The sequence below is a fragment of the Glaciecola siphonariae genome (assembly GCF_042652645.1).
GTDB lineage: Bacteria > Pseudomonadota > Gammaproteobacteria > Enterobacterales > Alteromonadaceae > Glaciecola > Glaciecola siphonariae.
In genome coordinates, this window is sequence record NZ_JBHSGU010000002.1 from 592,274 (window position 1) to 611,328 (window position 19,055).

The 19,055-nt window shown below is 43.9% G+C and carries 26 protein-coding genes, 1 tRNA gene and 1 pseudogene; 8 read left to right on the forward strand and 20 right to left on the reverse strand.

From position 1 onward, the window contains the following. The first annotated feature begins 49 nt into the window (after positions 1-49). Positions 50-790: an orotidine-5'-phosphate decarboxylase gene (gene pyrF / locus ACFO4O_RS04040; RefSeq protein WP_382406078.1), complete on the forward strand. Its 741-nt coding sequence runs from the start codon at positions 50-52 to the stop codon at positions 788-790. 100 nt (positions 791-890) lie between these two features. Here the strand turns inward: pyrF and ald are convergent, their stop codons facing one another. Next, entirely contained in the window at positions 891-2,021 is a 1,131-nt protein-coding gene (gene ald, locus ACFO4O_RS04045) for an alanine dehydrogenase (RefSeq protein WP_382406079.1), read from the reverse strand. Positions 2,022-2,146: 125 nt separating this feature from the next. On the opposite strand from ald, the gene lrp reads away from it, so the two are divergent. From lrp to serS, 6 genes are all read left to right on the forward strand, one after another. Beyond that, the gene (gene lrp / locus ACFO4O_RS04050; RefSeq protein WP_382406080.1) at positions 2,147-2,632 is read left to right on the forward strand and encodes a leucine-responsive transcriptional regulator Lrp; all 486 of its coding nucleotides are present in this window, start codon (positions 2,147-2,149) and stop codon (positions 2,630-2,632) included. 154 nt (positions 2,633-2,786) lie between these two features. Continuing rightward, the gene (locus ACFO4O_RS04055) at positions 2,787-5,234 is read left to right on the forward strand and encodes a DNA translocase FtsK (RefSeq protein ID WP_382406081.1); all 2,448 of its coding nucleotides are present in this window, start codon (positions 2,787-2,789) and stop codon (positions 5,232-5,234) included. 1 nt (position 5,235) lies between these two features. Beyond that, positions 5,236-5,886, forward strand: a complete 651-nt coding sequence (gene lolA / locus ACFO4O_RS04060) for an outer membrane lipoprotein periplasmic chaperone LolA (RefSeq protein ID WP_382406082.1) — start codon at positions 5,236-5,238, stop codon at positions 5,884-5,886. A gap of 4 nt (positions 5,887-5,890) precedes the next feature. Continuing rightward, complete coding sequence (locus ACFO4O_RS04065) at positions 5,891-7,207, forward strand: replication-associated recombination protein A (RefSeq protein WP_382406083.1); 1,317 nt, start codon at positions 5,891-5,893, stop codon at positions 7,205-7,207. Further along, positions 7,204-7,587, forward strand: a complete 384-nt coding sequence (crcB, locus tag ACFO4O_RS04070; RefSeq protein WP_382406084.1) for a fluoride efflux transporter CrcB — start codon at positions 7,204-7,206, stop codon at positions 7,585-7,587. The genes ACFO4O_RS04065 and crcB overlap by 4 nt, the downstream gene beginning before the upstream one ends. Before the next feature lie 8 nt (positions 7,588-7,595). Continuing rightward, positions 7,596-8,891 carry a serine--tRNA ligase gene (gene serS, locus ACFO4O_RS04075; protein ID WP_382406085.1) on the forward strand — a complete coding sequence of 432 codons (1,296 nt, stop codon included), beginning with the start codon at positions 7,596-7,598 and terminating at the stop codon, positions 8,889-8,891. A gap of 149 nt (positions 8,892-9,040) precedes the next feature. Here the strand turns inward: serS and ACFO4O_RS04080 are convergent, their stop codons facing one another. The 5 genes from ACFO4O_RS04080 to ACFO4O_RS04100 form a co-directional block, all read right to left on the reverse strand. Next, entirely contained in the window at positions 9,041-9,406 is a 366-nt protein-coding gene (locus ACFO4O_RS04080) for a TusE/DsrC/DsvC family sulfur relay protein (RefSeq protein ID WP_382406086.1), read from the reverse strand. A 2-nt stretch (positions 9,407-9,408) separates the two neighbouring features. Then, positions 9,409-9,774, reverse strand: a complete 366-nt coding sequence (locus ACFO4O_RS04085; RefSeq protein WP_382406087.1) for a DsrH/TusB family sulfur metabolism protein — start codon at positions 9,772-9,774, stop codon at positions 9,409-9,411. 1 nt (position 9,775) lies between these two features. Continuing rightward, positions 9,776-10,144 (reverse strand): sulfurtransferase complex subunit TusC, encoded by a 369-nt coding sequence (gene tusC, locus ACFO4O_RS04090; RefSeq protein ID WP_382406088.1) that lies wholly within the window; start codon positions 10,142-10,144, stop codon positions 9,776-9,778. Continuing rightward, the gene (gene tusD / locus ACFO4O_RS04095) at positions 10,141-10,512 is read right to left on the reverse strand and encodes a sulfurtransferase complex subunit TusD (RefSeq protein ID WP_382406089.1); all 372 of its coding nucleotides are present in this window, start codon (positions 10,510-10,512) and stop codon (positions 10,141-10,143) included. Before tusD ends, tusC begins: the two co-directional genes overlap by 4 nt. A gap of 114 nt (positions 10,513-10,626) precedes the next feature. Then, positions 10,627-11,286 (reverse strand): Bax inhibitor-1/YccA family protein, encoded by a 660-nt coding sequence (locus ACFO4O_RS04100; RefSeq protein WP_382406090.1) that lies wholly within the window; start codon positions 11,284-11,286, stop codon positions 10,627-10,629. Positions 11,287-11,541: 255 nt separating this feature from the next. Between ACFO4O_RS04100 and ACFO4O_RS04105 the strand changes: the two genes are divergently transcribed. Continuing rightward, a tRNA-Ser gene (locus ACFO4O_RS04105) sits at positions 11,542-11,633 on the forward strand. Positions 11,634-11,762: 129 nt separating this feature from the next. Here the strand turns inward: ACFO4O_RS04105 and ACFO4O_RS04110 are convergent. The 14 genes and pseudogenes from ACFO4O_RS04110 to ACFO4O_RS04175 all read right to left on the reverse strand — a co-directional run bounded on the left by ACFO4O_RS04110 (position 11,763) and on the right by ACFO4O_RS04175 (position 18,914). After that, on the reverse strand, positions 11,763-12,770 hold the full coding sequence (locus tag ACFO4O_RS04110) for a tyrosine-type recombinase/integrase (RefSeq protein ID WP_382406091.1): 1,008 nt from the start codon (positions 12,768-12,770) through the stop codon (positions 11,763-11,765). Next, positions 12,760-12,969 carry a DUF4224 domain-containing protein gene (locus ACFO4O_RS04115; RefSeq protein WP_382406092.1) on the reverse strand — a complete coding sequence of 70 codons (210 nt, stop codon included), beginning with the start codon at positions 12,967-12,969 and terminating at the stop codon, positions 12,760-12,762. The genes ACFO4O_RS04110 and ACFO4O_RS04115 overlap by 11 nt, the downstream gene beginning before the upstream one ends. A gap of 3 nt (positions 12,970-12,972) precedes the next feature. Beyond that, positions 12,973-13,512, reverse strand: a complete 540-nt coding sequence (locus ACFO4O_RS04120; RefSeq protein WP_382406093.1) for a hypothetical protein — start codon at positions 13,510-13,512, stop codon at positions 12,973-12,975. After that, entirely contained in the window at positions 13,509-13,664 is a 156-nt protein-coding gene (locus ACFO4O_RS04125) for a hypothetical protein (RefSeq protein WP_382406094.1), read from the reverse strand. The genes ACFO4O_RS04120 and ACFO4O_RS04125 overlap by 4 nt, the downstream gene beginning before the upstream one ends. Further along, entirely contained in the window at positions 13,661-14,134 is a 474-nt protein-coding gene (locus ACFO4O_RS04130; protein ID WP_382406095.1) for a hypothetical protein, read from the reverse strand. The genes ACFO4O_RS04125 and ACFO4O_RS04130 overlap by 4 nt, the downstream gene beginning before the upstream one ends. Further along, entirely contained in the window at positions 14,127-14,420 is a 294-nt protein-coding gene (locus ACFO4O_RS04135) for a hypothetical protein (protein WP_382406096.1), read from the reverse strand. Before ACFO4O_RS04135 ends, ACFO4O_RS04130 begins: the two co-directional genes overlap by 8 nt. Next, a complete protein-coding gene (locus ACFO4O_RS04140; protein WP_382408225.1) occupies positions 14,417-15,901 on the reverse strand; it encodes a DNA cytosine methyltransferase in 1,485 nt (494 codons plus the stop codon). Before ACFO4O_RS04140 ends, ACFO4O_RS04135 begins: the two co-directional genes overlap by 4 nt. Beyond that, on the reverse strand, positions 15,901-16,482 hold the full coding sequence (locus tag ACFO4O_RS04145) for a hypothetical protein (RefSeq protein WP_382406097.1): 582 nt from the start codon (positions 16,480-16,482) through the stop codon (positions 15,901-15,903). Before ACFO4O_RS04145 ends, ACFO4O_RS04140 begins: the two co-directional genes overlap by 1 nt. A gap of 82 nt (positions 16,483-16,564) precedes the next feature. After that, on the reverse strand, positions 16,565-16,942 hold the full coding sequence (locus ACFO4O_RS04150; RefSeq protein ID WP_382406098.1) for a transglutaminase-like cysteine peptidase: 378 nt from the start codon (positions 16,940-16,942) through the stop codon (positions 16,565-16,567). Continuing rightward, positions 16,939-17,502 (reverse strand): DNA N-6-adenine-methyltransferase, encoded by a 564-nt coding sequence (locus ACFO4O_RS04155; protein ID WP_382406099.1) that lies wholly within the window; start codon positions 17,500-17,502, stop codon positions 16,939-16,941. Before ACFO4O_RS04155 ends, ACFO4O_RS04150 begins: the two co-directional genes overlap by 4 nt. Before the next feature lie 101 nt (positions 17,503-17,603). Next, positions 17,604-17,792 carry a hypothetical protein gene (locus ACFO4O_RS04160; protein ID WP_382406100.1) on the reverse strand — a complete coding sequence of 63 codons (189 nt, stop codon included), beginning with the start codon at positions 17,790-17,792 and terminating at the stop codon, positions 17,604-17,606. 92 nt (positions 17,793-17,884) lie between these two features. Continuing rightward, positions 17,885-18,250 (reverse strand): annotated as a pseudogene (gene ssb, locus ACFO4O_RS04165) (single-stranded DNA-binding protein); the annotation flags it as partial. Next, positions 18,250-18,648, reverse strand: coding sequence for a hypothetical protein (locus ACFO4O_RS04170; RefSeq protein ID WP_382406101.1), 399 nt, complete (start codon positions 18,646-18,648; stop codon positions 18,250-18,252). The gene ACFO4O_RS04170 and the pseudogene ssb, both read right to left, overlap by 1 nt. A 26-nt stretch (positions 18,649-18,674) precedes the next feature. Next, complete coding sequence (locus ACFO4O_RS04175; RefSeq protein ID WP_382406102.1) at positions 18,675-18,914, reverse strand: hypothetical protein; 240 nt, start codon at positions 18,912-18,914, stop codon at positions 18,675-18,677. Between the last annotated feature and the right edge of the window lie 141 nt (positions 18,915-19,055).

Sequence of the window (19,055 nt, forward strand, 5' to 3'; positions counted from 1 at the left end):
TGCGGTAAAATTAAAACATCGTGTTTTAAGTTTTTAATGGGTAGGCGCCGTGAGCCAGTCTTCAAACCTTTCTTCTTTATCTTACGCTAAATCTCCTGTCGTCATTGCGCTTGATTTTGACGATATCGACCGAGCGAAATCCCTCGTTAACCAGCTCTCACCCGAACAATGCCGCCTCAAGGTAGGCAAAGAGATGTTCACGCTATTTGGACCAGATTGGGTTAGGTATTTAGTAGAACGCGATTTTGATGTGTTTTTGGATTTAAAATTTCACGATATCCCCAACACGGTTGCAAAAGCAGTGAGCGCCGCGGCCAAATTGGGCGTTTGGATGACCAACGTACACGCCTGCGGTGGTCAGGATATGATTCAAGCCGCAAAAGAGGCGGCACATTCATCTCAGTCGCAAGCTGGAGTAAGCCCCCCAATACTTACTGCGGTGACTGTACTGACAAGTATGGACGAGCGTCAATTTTCAGCGATTTACCAAAGTAATGATATAGCGGCAAAAGTCCTTGAATTGGCCTTACTTGCGCAAAATTCTGGGGCAGATGGCGTTGTGTGTTCAGCAAAAGAGGCTGTTATGCTAAGAGAACGAGTTAACAAGAATTTTTGCTTAGTTACTCCCGGTATCCGTCCTGCTGGAAGCGCGCTAGACGACCAAAAGCGCGTGATGACGCCAAATCAAGCTATACAGGCAGGTGTTGACTACTTGGTGATTGGCAGACCTATTACAAACGCACCGTCTCCGGTTGAGGCCCTTGCGCAAATCAACGCTTCGTTAACATAAGCAAACCCTTGAGTAAGGGAAGGGCGACGCGTGTAAACAATGCGTTGCCCCTCTTTTGCGATTTTTAGCGCCGCTGCGCTTTTCTTATCAAGGGCTGAGCTTATTTATTTAGTGCCTCAACAGCGTCGCAATAAGTCAAATTAAGCTGCTTGCCAAGTGCATCAACGACTGCTTTATATGTTACCAGTCCTTTATGAACGTTTAAGCCATTAAGTAGGTTTTTGTCATCTAACATAGCTTGCTTCGCCCCTTTATTAGCCAGTGCCAAACCAAACGGCAAGGTAGCATTATTTAAGGCTATAGTTGAAGTGCGAGCAACGCCGCCAGGCATGTTTGCTACACAGTAATGAACGACATCGTCTATGATATAAACAGGGTCCTGATGAGTGGTTGCTTTTGACGTTTCAAAGCAACCGCCTTGATCAATCGCTACATCGACCAATACAGAACCGGGCCTCATTGCTTTAATATGCTCTGCGTTAAGAAGCTTCGGCGCAGCTGCACCGGGTATTAAAACCGCACCAACGACTAAATCAGCGCGCGATGAATAATGTTCTATTGCTTCTTCAGTTGAATACACAGTATGAATGCGACCTAAAAAGATATCGTCTAGCTCTCTAAGACGAGGGAGTGAACGGTCTAAAATAACAACTTCTGCGCCAAGGCCTACGGCCATCTTCGCAGCTTGCGTACCCACAACACCACCGCCAATGATGAGGACTTTACCAGGAGCAACGCCCGGCACGCCGCCTAACAATGTGCCGCTGCCACCATGCGCTTTTTCTAAGTAATGTGCGCCGGCTTGAATAGACATACGTCCAGCGACCTCAGACATCGGTGCAAGCAAAGGCAAGCCACCTTTATTATCGGTGACGGTTTCATAAGCAACGCAGGTAGCGCCCGATGCAACTAACAGCTCGGTTTGCGTTGCATCCGGTGCAAGGTGCAAATAAGTATATAAAATTTGACCTTCTTTTAGCATCAAACATTCGTTAGGCTGCGGCTCTTTTACCTTTACTATCATTTCTGCTTCGGCAAAGATTTCTTGTGCAGTTTCAATAATGCGAGCGCCAGCATTTTCATACATTTCGTCAAGAAAGCCGATGGATGTGCCCGCATCTTTTTCTACAATTACAGAGTGTCCGTGTGCAACGAACTCTTTGACCGCTGCCGGCGTTAGGCCAACGCGATACTCATGATTTTTTATCTCTTTAGGTACACCCACTAACATATTTAATTGCTCTTTGATAATGATGAAAGCGCGCATTGTAGCGAATAAAAAGAAAATAATAATTTCGTATTTTGCTTATTTACAGAGTATTATTCGGTAAATAGACAAAAAATTAACATTATATTATGCTCGTAAAAACACCTAAGCACATCGACCGTATCGACCGCCGTATAATGGCTGAGCTACAAAACAACGGAAAAATATCGAACGTAGAATTAGCAAAGATTGTGGGTTTGAGTCCAAGTCCTTGTTTAGAGCGAGTAAGGCGGCTTGAGTCGCAGGGCTATATAGAAAGCTATCACGCGAGATTAAATCCCGAAAAACTTGGTGCGGCAATGCTGGTGTTTGTCGAAATTACCTTAACAAAGACCTCAGTTGACATATTTGCCGAATTTTCTGCGGCAGTGCAAGAACATGAAGATATACAAGAATGTCACTTGGTATCGGGCAATTTTGATTTTTTGTTGAAAACCCGAGTGGCCGATATGTCTAGCTACAGAAAACTCCTCGGCGATACTTTACTTAGGCTTCCGGGTGTAAGCGAGTCACGCACCTATGTAGTGATGGAAGAAGTAAAACACACCGCTAAGATAAAAATTAACTTAAAGTAAATAAGCTTTGAATATGAGTAGCTATTATATTTGCTTGCCGTTTCAAAGATGTCGTTTACAGCAGAAAACAAGCTCTTATAGGTGATATATGACAGTTAAATATGCTAATCTTTTACCCTTAAATTTTCTTCAAGCATAAGATAACAATAACAATATGGCTCGATTGTCAGGCATACAGCGCATAATGGAAGTGGGCATGATTATATCATGTGCATTTGCATTGTTTTTATTGGTTGCGCTAGCCTCTTTTAATCCAAGCGATCCTGGCTGGTCGCAAGCCGGCATTAGCTCTCAAGTACAAAACATGATGGGAGCGGTAGGCGCATATTGTGCAGATATCTTACTATTCACTTTTGGCATCACAGCCTATTTAGTGCCTTTTGCCTTAGCGTTTGTGGGATGGTTTATTTTTCTGCACTTTCGCAACCTAAAAGAACTCGATTATTTAACCATTAGTCTGCGCCTCATTGGCGTACTGCTTTTAGTATTTGGTTTCACGGGTATCGCCAGCATTAACTTCGACGATTTTTATAGTGTATCTGCTGGCGGTGCGATGGGTGACATAATAAGCGCTGCGCTGATGCCGCATTTCAGCTTTGTTGGTTCTGTATTACTGCTGCTTTGCTTTTTTTGTACAGGCTTTACCTTGGCTACAGGTATTTCATGGATGAGTATTGTAGACACGATAGGTAGCCTGACCATCGCCTCTACTAAGCAAATTATTGCCCTACCAAACAAGGTAAGCCAATTATCGCTGCCCAGCCCTAAGCGCGGCGAAGGCGACGAGGATAAACCTGAACCGGCTGCAAAAGCCAAGGTGACCATTACCAGTTTGCGCGCAGAGCCACCCGCGCCGCGTCAAGTGGAGCCTACCTTTGATATACCCGACGAGATATTTGATGACGAACTGCCGCCATTTAGTGCATCAGATAAGAATGATGTTGACTTAGGCCCTCGCTTTAACGCAAATGACTCCTCTGAAGATATAAGCCAAACATCTATAAATGCTAGTAAAAACAACGATTCGGTACTAGCAAAGAAAACCATGAAGCAGCAGGGTGGGGCACAAGCAGACGCCATTCATGCATCAGCACCTGTAACAGAGTCGACGCCTATGCCGTCGTTCGACTTGTTAGAACGGGCCAATAAAAAAGAGAATCCTATCTCCCAAGAAGAGCTTGACCAAGTCTCTCGTTTGTTAGAGGCAAAACTTGCTGATTTTAATATTCAAGCTGAGGTAGTAGACGTGTTGCCCGGTCCGGTCATTACGCGCTTTGAACTTGATTTAGCGCCGGGCGTAAAAGTGAGTCGTATTACAGCATTGGCGAAAGACCTAGCGCGCGCGATGTCAGCTATTTCGGTGCGCGTAGTAGAGGTTATCCCGGGTAAATCAGTCATTGGCTTGGAGCTTCCAAATAAGCATAGGGAGATGGTGCGATTAAGCGAAGTCATAGGCTGCGATGAGTTTCAAAATAATGATTCGCCACTCACCATGGTATTAGGCGCTGATATCTCTGGTAATCCAGTGGTTGTTGACCTCGGTAAAATGCCCCACTTATTAGTTGCTGGTACAACCGGCTCTGGTAAATCTGTGGGCGTAAACGTCATGATCCTAAGTTTACTCTATAAATCAACGCCCGAAGATGTTCGTCTCATTATGATTGACCCGAAAATGCTCGAGTTATCGGTTTATGAAGGTATTCCCCATCTGCTTGCAGAGGTGGTTACCGATATGAAAGAGGCGTCGAATGCACTGCGCTGGTGTGTAGGTGAAATGGAGCGTCGCTATCGTTTAATGTCTGCGTTAGGGGTACGAAACCTCAAAGGTTACAATAAGAAGATTGCAGAAGCGGCAGCTAATGGCGAACAGATTTTTGATCCGCTATGGCAACCTAGTCAAAGCATGGAGCCCAGTGCCCCCGCGCTTGAAAAATTACCCTCCATAGTGGTTATTGTAGATGAGTTTGCCGACATGATGATGATTGTCGGGAAAAAGGTGGAAGAGCTGATTGCGCGTATTGCACAAAAGGCAAGGGCTGCTGGCATTCACCTAATTTTAGCTACCCAGCGTCCGTCGGTAGATGTCATTACCGGCTTAATTAAAGCGAATATTCCCACCCGCATTGCCTTTCAGGTTTCCAGTAAAATTGATTCACGCACGATTTTAGATCAGCAGGGCGCAGAATCCTTACTCGGTATGGGTGATATGCTCTATAATCCACCAGGTACAAGCATTACCACGCGCGTACATGGTGCATTTGTGGACGACCATGAAGTGCATGCAGTAGTAGCCGACTGGAAAGCTCGCGGGGAGCCTCAGTACATCGACGAGATACTCAATGGCGATAGTGGTGGTGAAATTCTTTTGCCCGGTGAACAAGGAGAGTCTGGCGGTGAAGATTATGACGCGTTTTACGATGAAGCCATTGCCTTTATTACCGAAGCTAGGAAAGTTTCGGTATCGAGTATCCAGCGTAAGTTTCGTATTGGCTATAACCGTGCCGCACGAATTGTTGAACAAATGGAAATGGACGGCGTCATAAGTTCTGCCGGTCATAACGGAAACCGCGAAGTCCTCGCGCCGCCACCACCTAAGGATTAATATGCATATGTTTTCTGTTCGCCATCTTTGTCGTCAGGGCTTGGTGCTCTTATTCGCTTGCACGATGAGTTTTTCATCATTGGCGCAACAAAGCGAGGCACAGGCTTCGTTAAAGAAAATACTGGGTGAGCTCACCAGCTACAAAGCAGATTTTGTGCAAAAAATTGTAGACGCTCAAGGCGAAGTCTTGCAGCAAAGCGAAGGGAAAATTTGGCTGAATAAGCCTAAGCAACTTCGCTGGGAAGTGAGTAAGCCAGATGAATCTCTGTTTGTTGCAGACGGTGAAGTAATTTTCAATGTTGATCATTTTGTTGAGCAGGTAAGTTTGATTGACCAAGAGAGCATCGTCGATAATAACCCGTTGATGCTGCTAATTTCAGACGATGAAAGTGCTTGGCAAGGGATTACCGTGTCGCAAGCCGGTACAGATTATGTACTTGATTCGAAAGACGTAAATACCAATATTGTGCAATTACGACTCAGTTTTGAAAACAAGGTGTTGGCCGCTTTAGTATCGGTGGACCGTCAGCAGCAACGCAACGAAATCACTTTTTTAAATCGGGTGTTAAACCCCGAAATCCCGCAAAATACCTTTGTGCCAAATTACCCGAATAGCTATTTGATAGACGACCAGCGCAAGGCTAATCCATAGCCGCATGAGCGAACACGGCCCTCTCGCTAGTTTACTTCGACCGCAAGGTTTTGATGACTTTGTAGGTAATGAGGCGCTGACTGGTGAGCAGGGCGTTTTACGGCGCCTTGCTGATGCACAGGATACCCCATCCATGATTTTATGGGGTCCTCCTGGTTGCGGAAAAACCAGTCTTGTACACATATTTGAGAATACCTTAGATGCCGAGGTAATTGTTTTATCTGCTATTAGTGCCGGTGTAAAAGACATCAAACAAATTGCGCACGATGCGCAAGCGCAGCAAAGTGGTATGTTTGCCAAAACCACCATCGTTTTTGTTGATGAGATTCACCGCTTCAATAAATCTCAGCAGGATGCATTTTTGCCTTATGTTGAAAGCGGTGTAATAAAGCTTATTGGGGCCACCACCGAAAACCCCGCGTTTTCAATCAATCGTGCGTTGTTATCTCGCATGCGAGTATTTACCCTCAATGCAATAGACTCAGCGGCGATGCAGCGACTTTGCACTCGAGCGCTCAACTACTTAAGTGCCCAGCCTAATTACCTTAGCAGCAAGCTTACGATTAGTAAGGATGCCCTTGATGCGCTTGTGCTGTACGCAGACGGAGATGCAAGAAAATGCCTTAACAGCATTGAGATTGCCGCCAAATTAGCGCAGGCGAACGAAGATGGCGAACGCGTGATAGAACACGCAATATTGGAAGCTGCAGTGGGTGAGTCAATCGCAGCTTTTGATAAACAAGGCGATCATTACTATGACTTATTGTCAGCCTTTCACAAGTCTATACGCGGAAGCAGTGTAGATGCATCATTATATTGGTATGCTCGGATGTTGGTGGCAAACACCGATGTAACGCCTATTTGCCGACGATTGCTTGCCATTGCTTCAGAGGATATCGGGAATGCCGACCCGAAGGCGCTTCAGATATGCTTAAACGCATGGGATATCTATCATCGGGTGGGAAGCGCTGAGGGCGAGCGTGCAATTGCTCAAGCCGTTATTTACTGCGCATTAGCACCAAAAAGTAATGCCGTTTATAATGCTTTTAAGGCGGCAAAACGTGATGCCTTGAGGTATAATAAACACGCTGTCCCTTTGCATTTGCGTAATGCGCCAACGTCTTTAGCAAAAGAAGCGGGACACGGTAAACACTATGAGTATCCGCACAACAATGAGCAGGCCTATGCTGTTGGCGTAAATTATTTTCCTGAAGGTATGGAGGCCACGCAATATTATGCTCCCAACCCGCGTGGCTTTGAAAAGCAACTTATGCAAAAAATAGCATACTTAAAAAGTTTAGAAGACGGAGGTACTCAATGAGCATTACGTGGGTTTCCTATTTATACGTTGCCCTTGGCGGCGCACTTGGCGCGTCGCTGCGCCTTTTTACCAATAGTATTGTGACAAATTTATTGGGCAAAGGCTTTCCTTTTGCTACCCTTAGCGTAAATGTGGTGGGGTCGTTTTTTTTAGGCATTGCTTATGCGTGGTTTTTGCATAACACACAGGCAAATAGCGATATAAAGCTGTTTGTTATGGTCGGCTTTTTTGGTGCCTTAACCACGTTTTCGACGTTTTCGATGGAAGTGTTTCTGCAGATGCAACAAGGCGAGTGGCTCAAAGCAGGATTAACCGTAATACTTAATGTGTGCCTGTGCTTGTTAGCGGTATGGTGTGCAATGACAATAATGAAAGGATAGTAAGAGATATGTTAGACCCACGTTTGCTTCGAAATGATATTGAAAAAACAGCCGAAGCATTAGCCCGTCGCGGTTTTACCCTAGATGTAGCGGCATATAATGAATTGGAAGAGCGTAGAAAAAACCTTCAGACGCAAACACAAGAATTGCAAAATGAACGCAATACACGTTCCAAAGCGATAGGTAAAGCTAAGGCCGCAGGGGAAGATATCGCTCCACTTTTAGCCCATGTAGGTGAGCTAGGTGAAAAGCTAGAACAAGCAAAGTCAGCATTAGAGCATGTACAAAGCGCGTTAAACATTTTTTATCAAGAAACGCCAAACTTACCCGCTGAAGATGTACCTGTGGGCACGAACGAAGACGAGAACGTTGAAATTTTAAAGTGGGGAACACCCGCCAGCTTCGATTTCAAAGTAAAAGATCATGTTGATTTAGCTCAAAATTTAGGCAAAGGACTAGACTTTGAAACTGCAGCAAAGCTTTCTGGGTCTCGGTTTGTGGTTATGAATGGGCTTGTGGCGCGCCTACACAGAGCGCTAGCTCAGTTTATGATTGACCAACATACTTTATTTCATGGTTATGAAGAGGTTTATGTTCCGTATCTGGTAAATTCCGATAGCCTCTATGGTACTGGTCAGTTGCCAAAGTTCGGGGAAGACTTATTTCATACAAAGCCGGCCACCGAAGAAGGCCAAGGCATGTCGCTTATTCCTACCGCTGAGGTGCCTCTAACTAACATCGCGCGCGACCATATTTTTAACATTGACGAACTACCGCTTAAAATGACGGCTCATACGCCATGTTTTAGAAGCGAGGCAGGAAGCTATGGCAGAGATACGCGAGGGCTTATTCGTCAGCATCAATTTGACAAGGTTGAAATGGTGCAGTTGGTTGAACCTAGCACATCAATGACGGCATTAGAGGAGCTAACGGGGCACGCTGAGTCAATTCTACAAAAGCTGGAGTTGCCTTATCGTAAAGTGGTCTTATGCACCGGAGATATGGGCTTTGGCGCGTGTAAAACTTACGATTTGGAAGTGTGGTTGCCGGCGCAAGATACCTACAGAGAAATCAGCTCATGTTCAAATATGGGGGATTTTCAGGCTCGCAGAATGCAGGCTCGCTACAAGTCTGCTGATATGAAAAAGCCAGAATTTATCCATACCTTGAATGGCTCTGGCCTCGCTGTGGGGAGAACTTTGGTCGCAGTACTGGAAAATAATCAGCGCGAAGACGGCAGCATAAAGGTACCCGAAGCTTTGGTGCCTTACATGAAAGGTGTTACTGAAATTCCTGCCGCTTAATCGTGCCAAGCAAGTAACGAGTATTGATGAACGATAAACACTATCGAAAACGCCTTGTTAACCAAGGCGTTTTTTGTTTTTGGTGTTAGATAGCGCAACTATGTCACTTATATGTAAATATATAGCTAAACTTATATCTAAACGTATATCTACAAGCATTTAGCGGGCTTGGGTAAACCTGCTAATTTACTGGCAAGTTTTGCCGGGCCGTCAGGAAACAGCCTTTGCAAGTATCTACTGTTACCAACTTGTGGTCCAAATTTGATTTTCATCGCATTAACAAGGGCTCGAATAGCGGGGCTGGTGTCATAGGTCTGATAGAATTCGCGCACAAAATAAATGATTTCCCAGTGGGCCTCATTAAGCTCAATCCCTTCCTGCTTTGCAAAGGCTTTTGCAACATTATCGTTCCATTGATTAATATCGAGTAAGTAGCCGTGCTTGTCTAAGGCAAGGGGTTCGCCGTTGACAATTAGCGTATTGCTCGATTGATCGTTATTTTGTTCTGTTGTCATGTTTATACCTGAATACTGACAATCGGCTGATGTTTAACGCATAAGTCTACCCACTGCGTATGGTTGATAACTTCAACATTCTCGCGCTCACCTAAACAACTTACGTATGAGGGTTGACCAGCCAGCCCTGAGGCTAAATAGTCTGGCTCAAGCACATAAATTGACAGATTATCTGCATCGTTTACGTGCGATAGCGATGAGATATAAGCAATAGTCTTAGGCAGAAGATACACCGCGTCTTGTAGCAGCACTATAGATAAGGTTTTGGCTGTGTTGGTTTGCACCTTTGCATCTTCATAGACCTGCAAATGAGTCTCAACATATGGCTGTAAAAGCTCAAATTGATTGCAAAATACTTGTAATAACATGCTAAAACACCAATACGTTTGACGCTGACTGGATGAGCGCAACAACCGCAGCCTTATCTAACATTTGCCAATTTAAAGTCGAATCGTCTGGGGCAGCAAGCACAATGTCTCGTTCACGCACGCTATGGTGGCACACAAAAATGTCGCTAACGTCAAATAAGGGAAGGGCGCTCAATTTTTTGAAAGTGTTTTTATGATGGATGTGCTCAGGCGCTTGGCTTGGTAATAACTGTAAAATTCCGTCGTCTTTAAACAAGAACTTTACCTCTAGGCCCACATTGCTTGCAGCAAGCGCGGCTTCAAACGCGTCGATGTCGCTGCTGCTGTGATAGGGCGGCCGGCAAGTAATGATAAGCAAATACGGATTCAAAACTGAATACTCTTAATAGCACTATTATGCAGGGCGGCGAAGTATTCGCTCATTCCCACCATCTCAAACCCGTCAGCCACATTAATCTGTTTGTCGATATCGATTCCTCGGCGGGCTCCGGCGGTTACGCATACATAAAGCGGTACATTGTAATGTTGCTTAATTGACTGCCAGTTTTGCTTCATCGACACCTCATCGGTATTGGTACTGAGCAATGATGAAGCGTTATTCACGCCTGACTGATAAAAGAAAATATGTTTGATACGATGCCCCGCAGCCAGTGCAGCAACGCAAAAAGCATAGGCAGACTCAGCATTGCGTGAGTCATAAGGGCTTTTGCTTACAAATAAGGTAAAAGACTGAGGCATGTAGAAGGCTTACTCATATAACTAAAGAAGGGCTGGAATACGCTTAGTATAGCGCCTTCCACCTGAAACGAAAACGCCCCTTAAAAGGGGCGTTGTTTACATATAAACTATATTCTAGTCTTCGCTCATGCCTAACAGTGCCAGCATGTGAACAAACAGCTGCCAAATATTGAGATATAAAGAGCACGTGGCGCGAATGTAGTTGGTTTCTCCGCCGTTTACGATGCGGCTAGTATCAAACAATATTAAGCCCGACATAATAAATACCACTAGTGCACTTATTGCCATGCTCATTGCAGGGATTTGCAAGAACAAGTTTGCCAGCATTCCCACAATAACTACCACCAAACCTACCGTCAAAAATCCGCCTAAAAAGCTAAAATCTTTTTTGGTAACCAGAGCATATCCAGACAGTGCAAAAAACACCACGGCGGTCGCGGCTAATGCTTGCATCACGATATGTCCAGCACCGGCATTTAAATACACATTAAGAATCGGGCCTAGTGCACCGCCAAGTAAGCCGGTGAACACAAATACCCAAATAAGACCCGATGCAGAGTCTGCTTTTTTGTTTACAATGAACAAGCTAATTAATGCACCGATGATCATGGCAAAATAGCCTACGAACCCGATGTTTAGCATTGTTGAGAACGTTGCTGTTACGGCACTAAACGCGACGGTGAGTGCGAGTAACATATAAGTATTGCGAAGTACTTTATTAATTTCAATCGCTGGTCGGTCTGCCGCGCTTGAATACATAGTACGCCTGTCCATTTCTTTCTCCAAAATTGTGCTTGAGTGTTGTTATGCTTAAGTTAGCTAATAACTTGGGCAATTAACCTGAGCAAATTGCCCAGTAATTGTTAGGCTATTAGTAGGGTGTTTGGTTCACTTTTTCAAGTGATTTCGATTATAACTCACTCAAAAATGTAAACATGTCGGAAAATTGTGCGATCGACACAGGTTTTTACGATAATTTTCTTTTTGCACTTTACATTACAGCCGTTCGCTTTTAATATTCGCACCACTGGAGAGTTGGCAGAGCCCGGTTGAATGCACCTGACTTGAAATCAGACGAACGGTTAAACGTTCCGGGGGTTCGAATCCCTCACTCTCCGCCAAATATAAGGGGTTGCATAATTGCAGCCCCTTTCTATTTTAGGCCTGTGTAATATATGTGTAATATTATTTTGTAATATACAGACTGTGTTTTTATACAATTGGTGGATTAGGAAGCGGCATCCAGTGGGTCACTTAACACTCCTTACGTGTTTTATTTTACGATCATACTTCTGCGTCATAGCTGAATTGCTATGGCCTGCAGCATCTTGCTTTTCTTGTAGCGTTCCTTCGAAGTCAGATATTGCCTTACTCTTAAGGTCATGAAGCGTGACACCCTCAACACCAGCCAACACGCATGCCTTTTTGTACTGGGCTTGTATTGCTCGAACCGCATAGCGTGAGCCGTCTGGTTTGTTGAATAGAAACATCGTGAACATGCCCGGTTTGCAGGGCAGGGCTTTCGCATCATCTACAGCTTTGCGTAAACGTTCTGACCATAACTTGATTTGTTTCTTGCCTGTTTTACCTTGTTCGATATAAATACCTTCATCAAGTATGTTATTCATTTTAAGGTTAACAACGTCAGAAATACGTGCCATGCAAAGGTAGCTTATTTCCATAGCTACCCGGCACGAAGGCACTGCGGCATCATAAATAGCTTCGTATTCTTTATCTGTGATATAACGACTGCGTGATTGCTCGTGCAGCTTAACGACACCGACACAGGGGTTTATTTTAATCTTGCCGCGCTCATACGCCCAAGAGCATATTTTTTGCATTAGTGCTTTGTGTCGATTTGCGGTTGCGTTAGCAGGTTTTGCTACTGTTCCTTTGCTCTTTGCTAACTTATCCATAAATAAGCGGACATGATGCGGCTGAATAGCGTTAGGGCGCATTTTACCGAACGCAGACACAATAACAGGTCGATATACCTCATAATCCTTTCTAGTGCGCACAGAAAGCCTTTTAAACGCATCACTGGCAAAGAATAAATCAATGACACGTTTAAATAGCTTTCTATCATCCATTGATTCAACCACTTGTTCATATCGCTTAATACATGCGAGCTTACCTTCACTTATTTTGCATAGCGTTATTTTTCCACCAGATTTAGGCTGATACACATACTTATCACGCTGAATGTAAACACGTGCAGGCATCCATGCCAATGATGAGTCTATTCGTCTACGAGGCATCTTCTAAGAACTCCATATTAAATCCATCGTCATTGCTGGCGTATTTGTCTTTGCCATTCATCCAGTCGTCAGTAGTCCAAAGCTCTCCTTTGCCGTTTATCTGGTATGTATAGCCTTTTTCATTAAACCACTTCTGTTGATATGCAGTTTTTGAGTAGCCAGTCATAATGGCTATATCTTCGCCCTTGAGTATTTTCACCCTTCACCCCCTTAGCGCTTCGGCTTTTTCGCGTAGTTTGTTTGCGTATTCAGCCATTGAATGTATAGCGCCATTAGGAAACTTATTAAGTGCATATTGTGACGCACTTTCTACGCCCAATGCCTGTTGCTCAAGGTCGCGTATTGCTAACGCCGACTTATATTCAGGGCTTGTAAATAGCTCATCCCAAGGCGCTAAATCACCATTAAGGTGATAGCCAGCAACACCTTCTGATTCTTCCATAATCATTCCTGTGTAAACAACCATTGAGTGATATTCGTCTCGCTCTTGCTCTAACTCCGCAATGCGCTTTGCTTGCTTTTCGTTTTCTTCTATAGCCGCCAGCATTTTTTGACTTTGCTCACGATACGCAGGCAAATTTTTTGAAGCGGCTTTTTGAATCATTACCGAAATGTCGTTTTTCAGCTTTTCTATCTCATCAGCCGCTTTAAACATCAACGATGTTTCGCTGCCAAATGAAATGCGCTCGCCCATTTCGATAACGCCAGCTTTGATTCGTAGTTGCTTTACTAGGTCATTCATTGGCCTTGCTCCTGTTCTAGTCTCGAAATTAACTCGAATATTCCATCACGTATTTCATGTGTTTCTGATGCACTTACGAACTGCGCCTTTGCGCCTGATTGAATTAATCTATCAGCCAACTCTTTTAATCTTTCTAATTCACCTTTATTCATTCGCCTTGCTCCAATTTGTCAGCGTATTCATTAACTTTTTGTGTTTCGATTTGCCAAAGCTTACTTTTACCTATTTGAATTCTAGGCTCTAACGAATCAAAAAATTCACGAACCGCATCGGCTTTTATTCTATTAACTTCGCCGTTGGTTAAACAAAGTTGGCTCATTTCGTTTATAGTTTCCGCTTGAGCTATGATTGTTTTCAACATTTCGGGTTTTATAAGTTCCTCACCTATTTCCAATGTAGTTGGTGACCATTCAAAACCCGTCCAATATAGCCATTCTTGACTTTCACCACATTGAAACAACGGTACGTAATCGCCACCAAACGTAACACCAAACATCTGAGTACTATCCGGCGAATCATCCACAATCTTCTTGAGTTGTTGCAATTCTTCGTTAGTCACTGCCGACGATGGTCGCGAAAGCTCCAACGCTACAGCGCTCGCTACTTGTTTTTTATCAAGCATCTCCACTCTCCTTACGCGCTATTGCGGCGTTCCAGAAATATTTAGCCACATCAAAAAGTGACAAATCAGATTCTCTATTAGGGAAATTATTTATGAATATTTTCCATTGCTCATCAAAAGCATCAGGCTTTACGCGCCAGTGCAAAGCTAATCCGTCTTTTGTAAACAAAAAGTGAGGATGCTTTAAGTGCCAGTCTTTTGCGTTAGCGCTCCACTGCAACTGCTTTCCTTCTATAACCGCCTTGCACATTTCTTCAAGATTATTTGATGCGTTTTGTAGTTTCATTCTGCCCCTGCCGCGAGTTTTGATTGATAATCTGTTCCTGCATAACTGGCATTGTGCAAAGCGAGCTCGGGCAGATTTGCTTGCACCAGGTTCCTAGCTAATGGAGGGCAGACAGAATTACCACATCTTGCTACTTGGTCCTTTTTGGTGATTTGCTTTCCATACTTATCAACATCAATTATATAATCGGTAGGGAACCCTTGAGCCAAGAAGAGCTCACGCGGTTGAAGCATGCGCATGGCGATATCGGTAATTCGATAAAGGCAGCCTTTCACCATTACCAAACCGAACTTATCCTTTGTCGTGATGGTATGAAGTGGCTCGTTCAAAGAGCACCCATCTTTTTCGCTACCGTAATACTTAACTAAGAAAGCGCGAACTTCACCGATATGGTTACCGCCTGCTGATATTGTGTGAATAGGTTCATCAGTTCCATGGCCTATGTTTGTTCCGCGTAGCTTAATCATATGGCTGGTCACTAATCCATAACGATTGGCGGTGGTTACCGTGCACAAAGGACTTTCTAAGCTTTGCCCTCTAAACTCACTTCCTTCGGTTTCTGTGTAGTATTGAGTAAGAAAAGCAACAACTAGAGCATTATGATCAACCGTTGTAACTGTAGGAAGTGGTTCCGTTGCCTGGCTGCCCGTGACACCGCCATAATATTTCATTATGAAAGGCGCATGGCCTTTAACAATAAACGGCTCATCAGCGTCAATGACGTAACGCTTGATTCCCTTAGCAATTCTTCGCATGGTATTTTCAGCAAGTGGACGCTTACGGTTAAAGATTGATTTGCATGGTATTGACCAATCAATACAATCTGCAGCGGTTGGCCATGGCATTAACTTGCCCGACTTAACTTCTTTTGATTTAGGGTCACCGTGCGTTGGTTTGGGCCATACTATTTTGTTACCGTCACGCCGCGCTATCATGAAAAGACGTTTTCTTATCGTTGGTGTGCCATAGTCGCATGCTCGCAGCTCTTTGAACTCAACCTTATACCCTTGTCGCTCAAGTGCCCGGATAAATGAATCAAATGTTTTGCCCTTTCTGTCGGGGCAAGGCATCCCGTTCTCAAGAACTGGCCCCCAAGTCTTAAACTCTTCTACATTTTCAAGCATGATCACGCGGGGTTTGACTGTTGCTGCCCATCGTAATGCAACCCAAGCTAAACCGCGTATGTTCTTACTCACTGGCTTGCTACCTTTGGCCTTACTGAAATGTTTACAGTCTGGGCTAAACCAAGCTAGAGAAATAGGGCGCCCCTTTATAATTTCTTTGGGGTTGATATCCCAAACAGACTCGCAATAGTGCTTAGTTGCAGGGTGATTCATTTCATGCATGCCGATAGCAGCTTGATCATGGTTTATCGCAATATCAACGTGTATACCAGTCGCCTCATAAATTCCTTGGCTGGCGCCGCCGCCACCTGCGAAGTTATCAACTATAAGCTCTCTAAATAGAATTGGCTGATTCATCAATAACTCTCCAGTTCTCTAGCCAACGCAATATCTTCTTTCAGCTTTTCGGTTTTGCGTCTTGCTTCAGCTTGTCGCTTTGCATCTTCACTTACGCGCACCTTTGGCTTAACTGGCTGCTGTTGAACTGGCATTTCAACCTTAACGGTTTGCACTGACTTGGCAGGCGAAGTAGTTCCGTTTTGCTTTTGTTCAAACTCTTTTTTACGCATGCAGCCACAGCCGATTGTTTTACCCAAGTCCGTGCGGAACACTTCTTTCTCTTTCCCGCATACACACCTACACAGAGCTTTATAATTTTCGGTTAGCTTAATAATCGTCCAGTTATTAAATCGCTTACCGGGCTTTTTACTTGGCTTGCGTCCAGCTTTTGGTTTATTTGGCATGTCGGGCTTGGTGGCAGTTTCCGTTTTGGAAATAGCCACAGGTTTATCGTTGCTAACCTCTTTGCCAAATATCTCAGGGTATTCAGCATGCGCATTCTTAATTTCAGCTATGGCCGCTTGCTTGAGTTCGGGCAGCTTGGCCGTTAAGTGAATGATTATCTGCCGAGCCTTTACGTATTTTGTGTATGCGTTCATGCAAACTCCTTTATATTTAAATATTCAGCGCTAAATCTGAAAGAATGCAGCAGAGCGATGCAAATAGTGATAATTGTGTAACTTATAAAGCCGTCCACTTTCCGCCTCCACTGAATTGTCTAACGGCCACCCAATCGTAAGCTAGGTCATCGCGTGCCATCACTTGTGCTTGCCGACAATCTAATATCCAACCGCCAACCTCAAAAACACAGTGCATACTTCCGCCACAATCAATACACATCACCATTTGTCCATGTAGAATCTCAGCGTCGCGGCATAACTTCCTGCACGCTAGAGCAAAGTCCTCACAGTCACCGACCAAGTATTGAGTGCCATCATAGGTATTTTCTGGCAGGGTCCCGCGAACGTTGAACGTTTTTTGGTCCGCGTTATACTCAAAATTATTCAACACAAGTCTGTGAATAGATTTGATTTGATTGAACAGATATTCACTCGTCACCCTGCGCTCTCCGCAGTTTCTATCTCATTTCGACCGATATTCATTGCGGTGATAAGCGGTAAATATTTAACCGTTGGGCTTTGGCCGTATCTAACGAATGGCGGTATGATGAAAGCGATTTGGCCTTTTGGATTAAGACTGACGGGTGAGTCTTGTTCATTAAGGAAAGCCATACGCCCACCATGATATGTTTTGGCTTTTTTATTGCCACAAGCAGTAAATACAATGTGCTTACAGCCAATAATGGTGAGTAAATATGACCACTCAACTGACATGTCGTTGTTTAACAACAAGACCGAACCTATACCGTTAAAGTAACTTTCATCGATTGCTTTTTTAACAAAGGGCAAAGGTCTAGAGTAGGGTGGATTTAGCCAAACATATTCACCTGGCATTACTCCAAAAGACAGCCAATCAGTTTTAAGGGTGTCCATTTCTTCGGTAATGTACTTATCGCATAAGTGATTATTTTCATCAGCTGCCACATCACACTTAAAATTATATTCTGCATCGAAATATGCGAATATTTCTGGCGGCGTTTTCCAGTTGTTGTTAGACATAAACTATCCCTTGAGGAAAATAACTGTCATCAATGCCGAACAGAAGATGACGAATAAAAATAGCGTGAACATAAACGCTTTGATTAATGTTCTCTTAAAAGTCATGCAGCCCCATCCAATTCCATTTCTTCTATCGCTTCACACACCTTGCCCATCACTTCATAAACCGCTTCGATATCAGTCTTAATAAAATAGTGAGTGCGCAGGTTATCTTCACCGATGATTTTGAATATGCGGTTTAACTGAACGAGCTCGTTATGTGTCAAAAATATGCCTGTTTCATCAATCATACATTTCTCCATTAAAAAGGGGCGCCATTATCGGGTTTAGCGCGTTCCGCCGCCAGCTGCTGGGGTGACTTGGCACTGCCGTCTGGATTTAAATTGCTTTTGTTAGCTGATTGGCGTTCTGGTTTTCCACCCAACATCTGCAGGGAATCCACAATTACTTCGGTAGTGTATTTGTCGTTGCCTACTTGATCTTGCCACTTCCGTGTTTGCAACTTGCCTTCAATGTATATTTGCGAGCCTTTTTTAAGATACTGCCCCGCAATTTCAGCAAGCTTTCTATAAATGGTTAGCCGATGCCATTCAGTCTTCTCCATTGGATTACCTTGCTGGTTTTTCCAACTTTCGCTTGTCGCCAAACTAACGTTCGCCACTGCATCGCCATTGGGCATATATCTAACTTCTGGGTCTGCGCCCAAGTTCCCGACTAAAATTACTTTATTAACACCTTTACTTGCCATTACGCTGCCACCCTGTTTTCACCGGAGTACTGAACCCAAACTTTTAAAGGCTTGCCTGTTTTCTCATGCCTCATAGGAGTTCTGTTTTTATCCAATTTATCAGCGTGAATATAAACACTGAGGTTTCTGTAATCGTCTGGCGCCTGAGTGCGTTTCATCAATTCTATGAATTCATAAGCTAAAGATGGAGTGCTAAAGGCTTGGCTCAGCGGCACTGGACCCATCGTCTTAAAATTTTCAGCGCACCGCTTATCGAGCTCTGCTGCATACTCATCTTGAGTGGGCTGCCTTTTATCAACTTTAAACGAGATCATTGTTTTGGCTACGATCTGCTTTACGGCAACTTTGTTGACGCCATAAACCTTAAAAATCCCTGGTACTTTTGTTATTTTAGGCATTGTTATTTTCTCCTTATCTAATAGCTTTAACCCAAAGACATTTTCGTTTGCATTTCTATGATGCAATTCTTAAGGGTTTCTAATTCATCTTTGCAAGACGCTAACTTTTTGTTTAACTTGTGATTATCTTGGCTCAGCTCATCGTTGACGGTATTGAGGTGGTAAACCTCTTGCTCCAACTCTTTCAATTGTTCGCTGCAAAGCTGGGCGGGAACAGGCTTGTCGTAATGAATTAACTCTTCAAGCGTGAAATTATGTACTTCCATCATCCATCCTTATCGCGTCCATTAATTCTTTTCTATGTAGCCCAAACAAAACTAATCGAACCAACTTCTCTTTGAATGTGTAGTGATTGGCAGGCAGTACGCGTAACAACTTCCGTTGTCCTATATATTTCACTTCTGTCT

Coding starts and splice junctions, on each gene's coding strand:
- ald (WP_382406079.1), bottom strand. CDS start 2,021: ATGTTAGTGGGTGTACCTAAAGAGATAAAAAATCATGAGTATCGCGTT.
- lrp (WP_382406080.1), top strand. CDS start 2,147: ATGCTCGTAAAAACACCTAAGCACATCGACCGTATCGACCGCCGTATA.
- ACFO4O_RS04055 (WP_382406081.1), top strand. CDS start 2,787: ATGGCTCGATTGTCAGGCATACAGCGCATAATGGAAGTGGGCATGATT.
- lolA (WP_382406082.1), top strand. CDS start 5,236: ATGCATATGTTTTCTGTTCGCCATCTTTGTCGTCAGGGCTTGGTGCTC.
- ACFO4O_RS04065 (WP_382406083.1), top strand. CDS start 5,891: ATGAGCGAACACGGCCCTCTCGCTAGTTTACTTCGACCGCAAGGTTTT.
- crcB (WP_382406084.1), top strand. CDS start 7,204: ATGAGCATTACGTGGGTTTCCTATTTATACGTTGCCCTTGGCGGCGCA.
- serS (WP_382406085.1), top strand. CDS start 7,596: ATGTTAGACCCACGTTTGCTTCGAAATGATATTGAAAAAACAGCCGAA.
- ACFO4O_RS04080 (WP_382406086.1), bottom strand. CDS start 9,406: ATGACAACAGAACAAAATAACGATCAATCGAGCAATACGCTAATTGTC.
- ACFO4O_RS04085 (WP_382406087.1), bottom strand. CDS start 9,774: ATGTTATTACAAGTATTTTGCAATCAATTTGAGCTTTTACAGCCATAT.
- tusD (WP_382406089.1), bottom strand. CDS start 10,512: ATGCCTCAGTCTTTTACCTTATTTGTAAGCAAAAGCCCTTATGACTCA.
- ACFO4O_RS04100 (WP_382406090.1), bottom strand. CDS start 11,286: ATGGACAGGCGTACTATGTATTCAAGCGCGGCAGACCGACCAGCGATT.
- ACFO4O_RS04110 (WP_382406091.1), bottom strand. CDS start 12,770: ATGCCTCGTAGACGAATAGACTCATCATTGGCATGGATGCCTGCACGT.
- ACFO4O_RS04120 (WP_382406093.1), bottom strand. CDS start 13,512: ATGAATGACCTAGTAAAGCAACTACGAATCAAAGCTGGCGTTATCGAA.
- ACFO4O_RS04125 (WP_382406094.1), bottom strand. CDS start 13,664: ATGAATAAAGGTGAATTAGAAAGATTAAAAGAGTTGGCTGATAGATTA.
- ACFO4O_RS04130 (WP_382406095.1), bottom strand. CDS start 14,134: ATGCTTGATAAAAAACAAGTAGCGAGCGCTGTAGCGTTGGAGCTTTCG.
- ACFO4O_RS04135 (WP_382406096.1), bottom strand. CDS start 14,420: ATGAAACTACAAAACGCATCAAATAATCTTGAAGAAATGTGCAAGGCG.
- ACFO4O_RS04140 (WP_382408225.1), bottom strand. CDS start 15,901: ATGAATCAGCCAATTCTATTTAGAGAGCTTATAGTTGATAACTTCGCA.
- ACFO4O_RS04145 (WP_382406097.1), bottom strand. CDS start 16,482: ATGAACGCATACACAAAATACGTAAAGGCTCGGCAGATAATCATTCAC.
- ACFO4O_RS04155 (WP_382406099.1), bottom strand. CDS start 17,502: ATGTCTAACAACAACTGGAAAACGCCGCCAGAAATATTCGCATATTTC.
- ACFO4O_RS04160 (WP_382406100.1), bottom strand. CDS start 17,792: ATGATTGATGAAACAGGCATATTTTTGACACATAACGAGCTCGTTCAG.
- ACFO4O_RS04170 (WP_382406101.1), bottom strand. CDS start 18,648: ATGCCTAAAATAACAAAAGTACCAGGGATTTTTAAGGTTTATGGCGTC.
- ACFO4O_RS04175 (WP_382406102.1), bottom strand. CDS start 18,914: ATGGAAGTACATAATTTCACGCTTGAAGAGTTAATTCATTACGACAAG.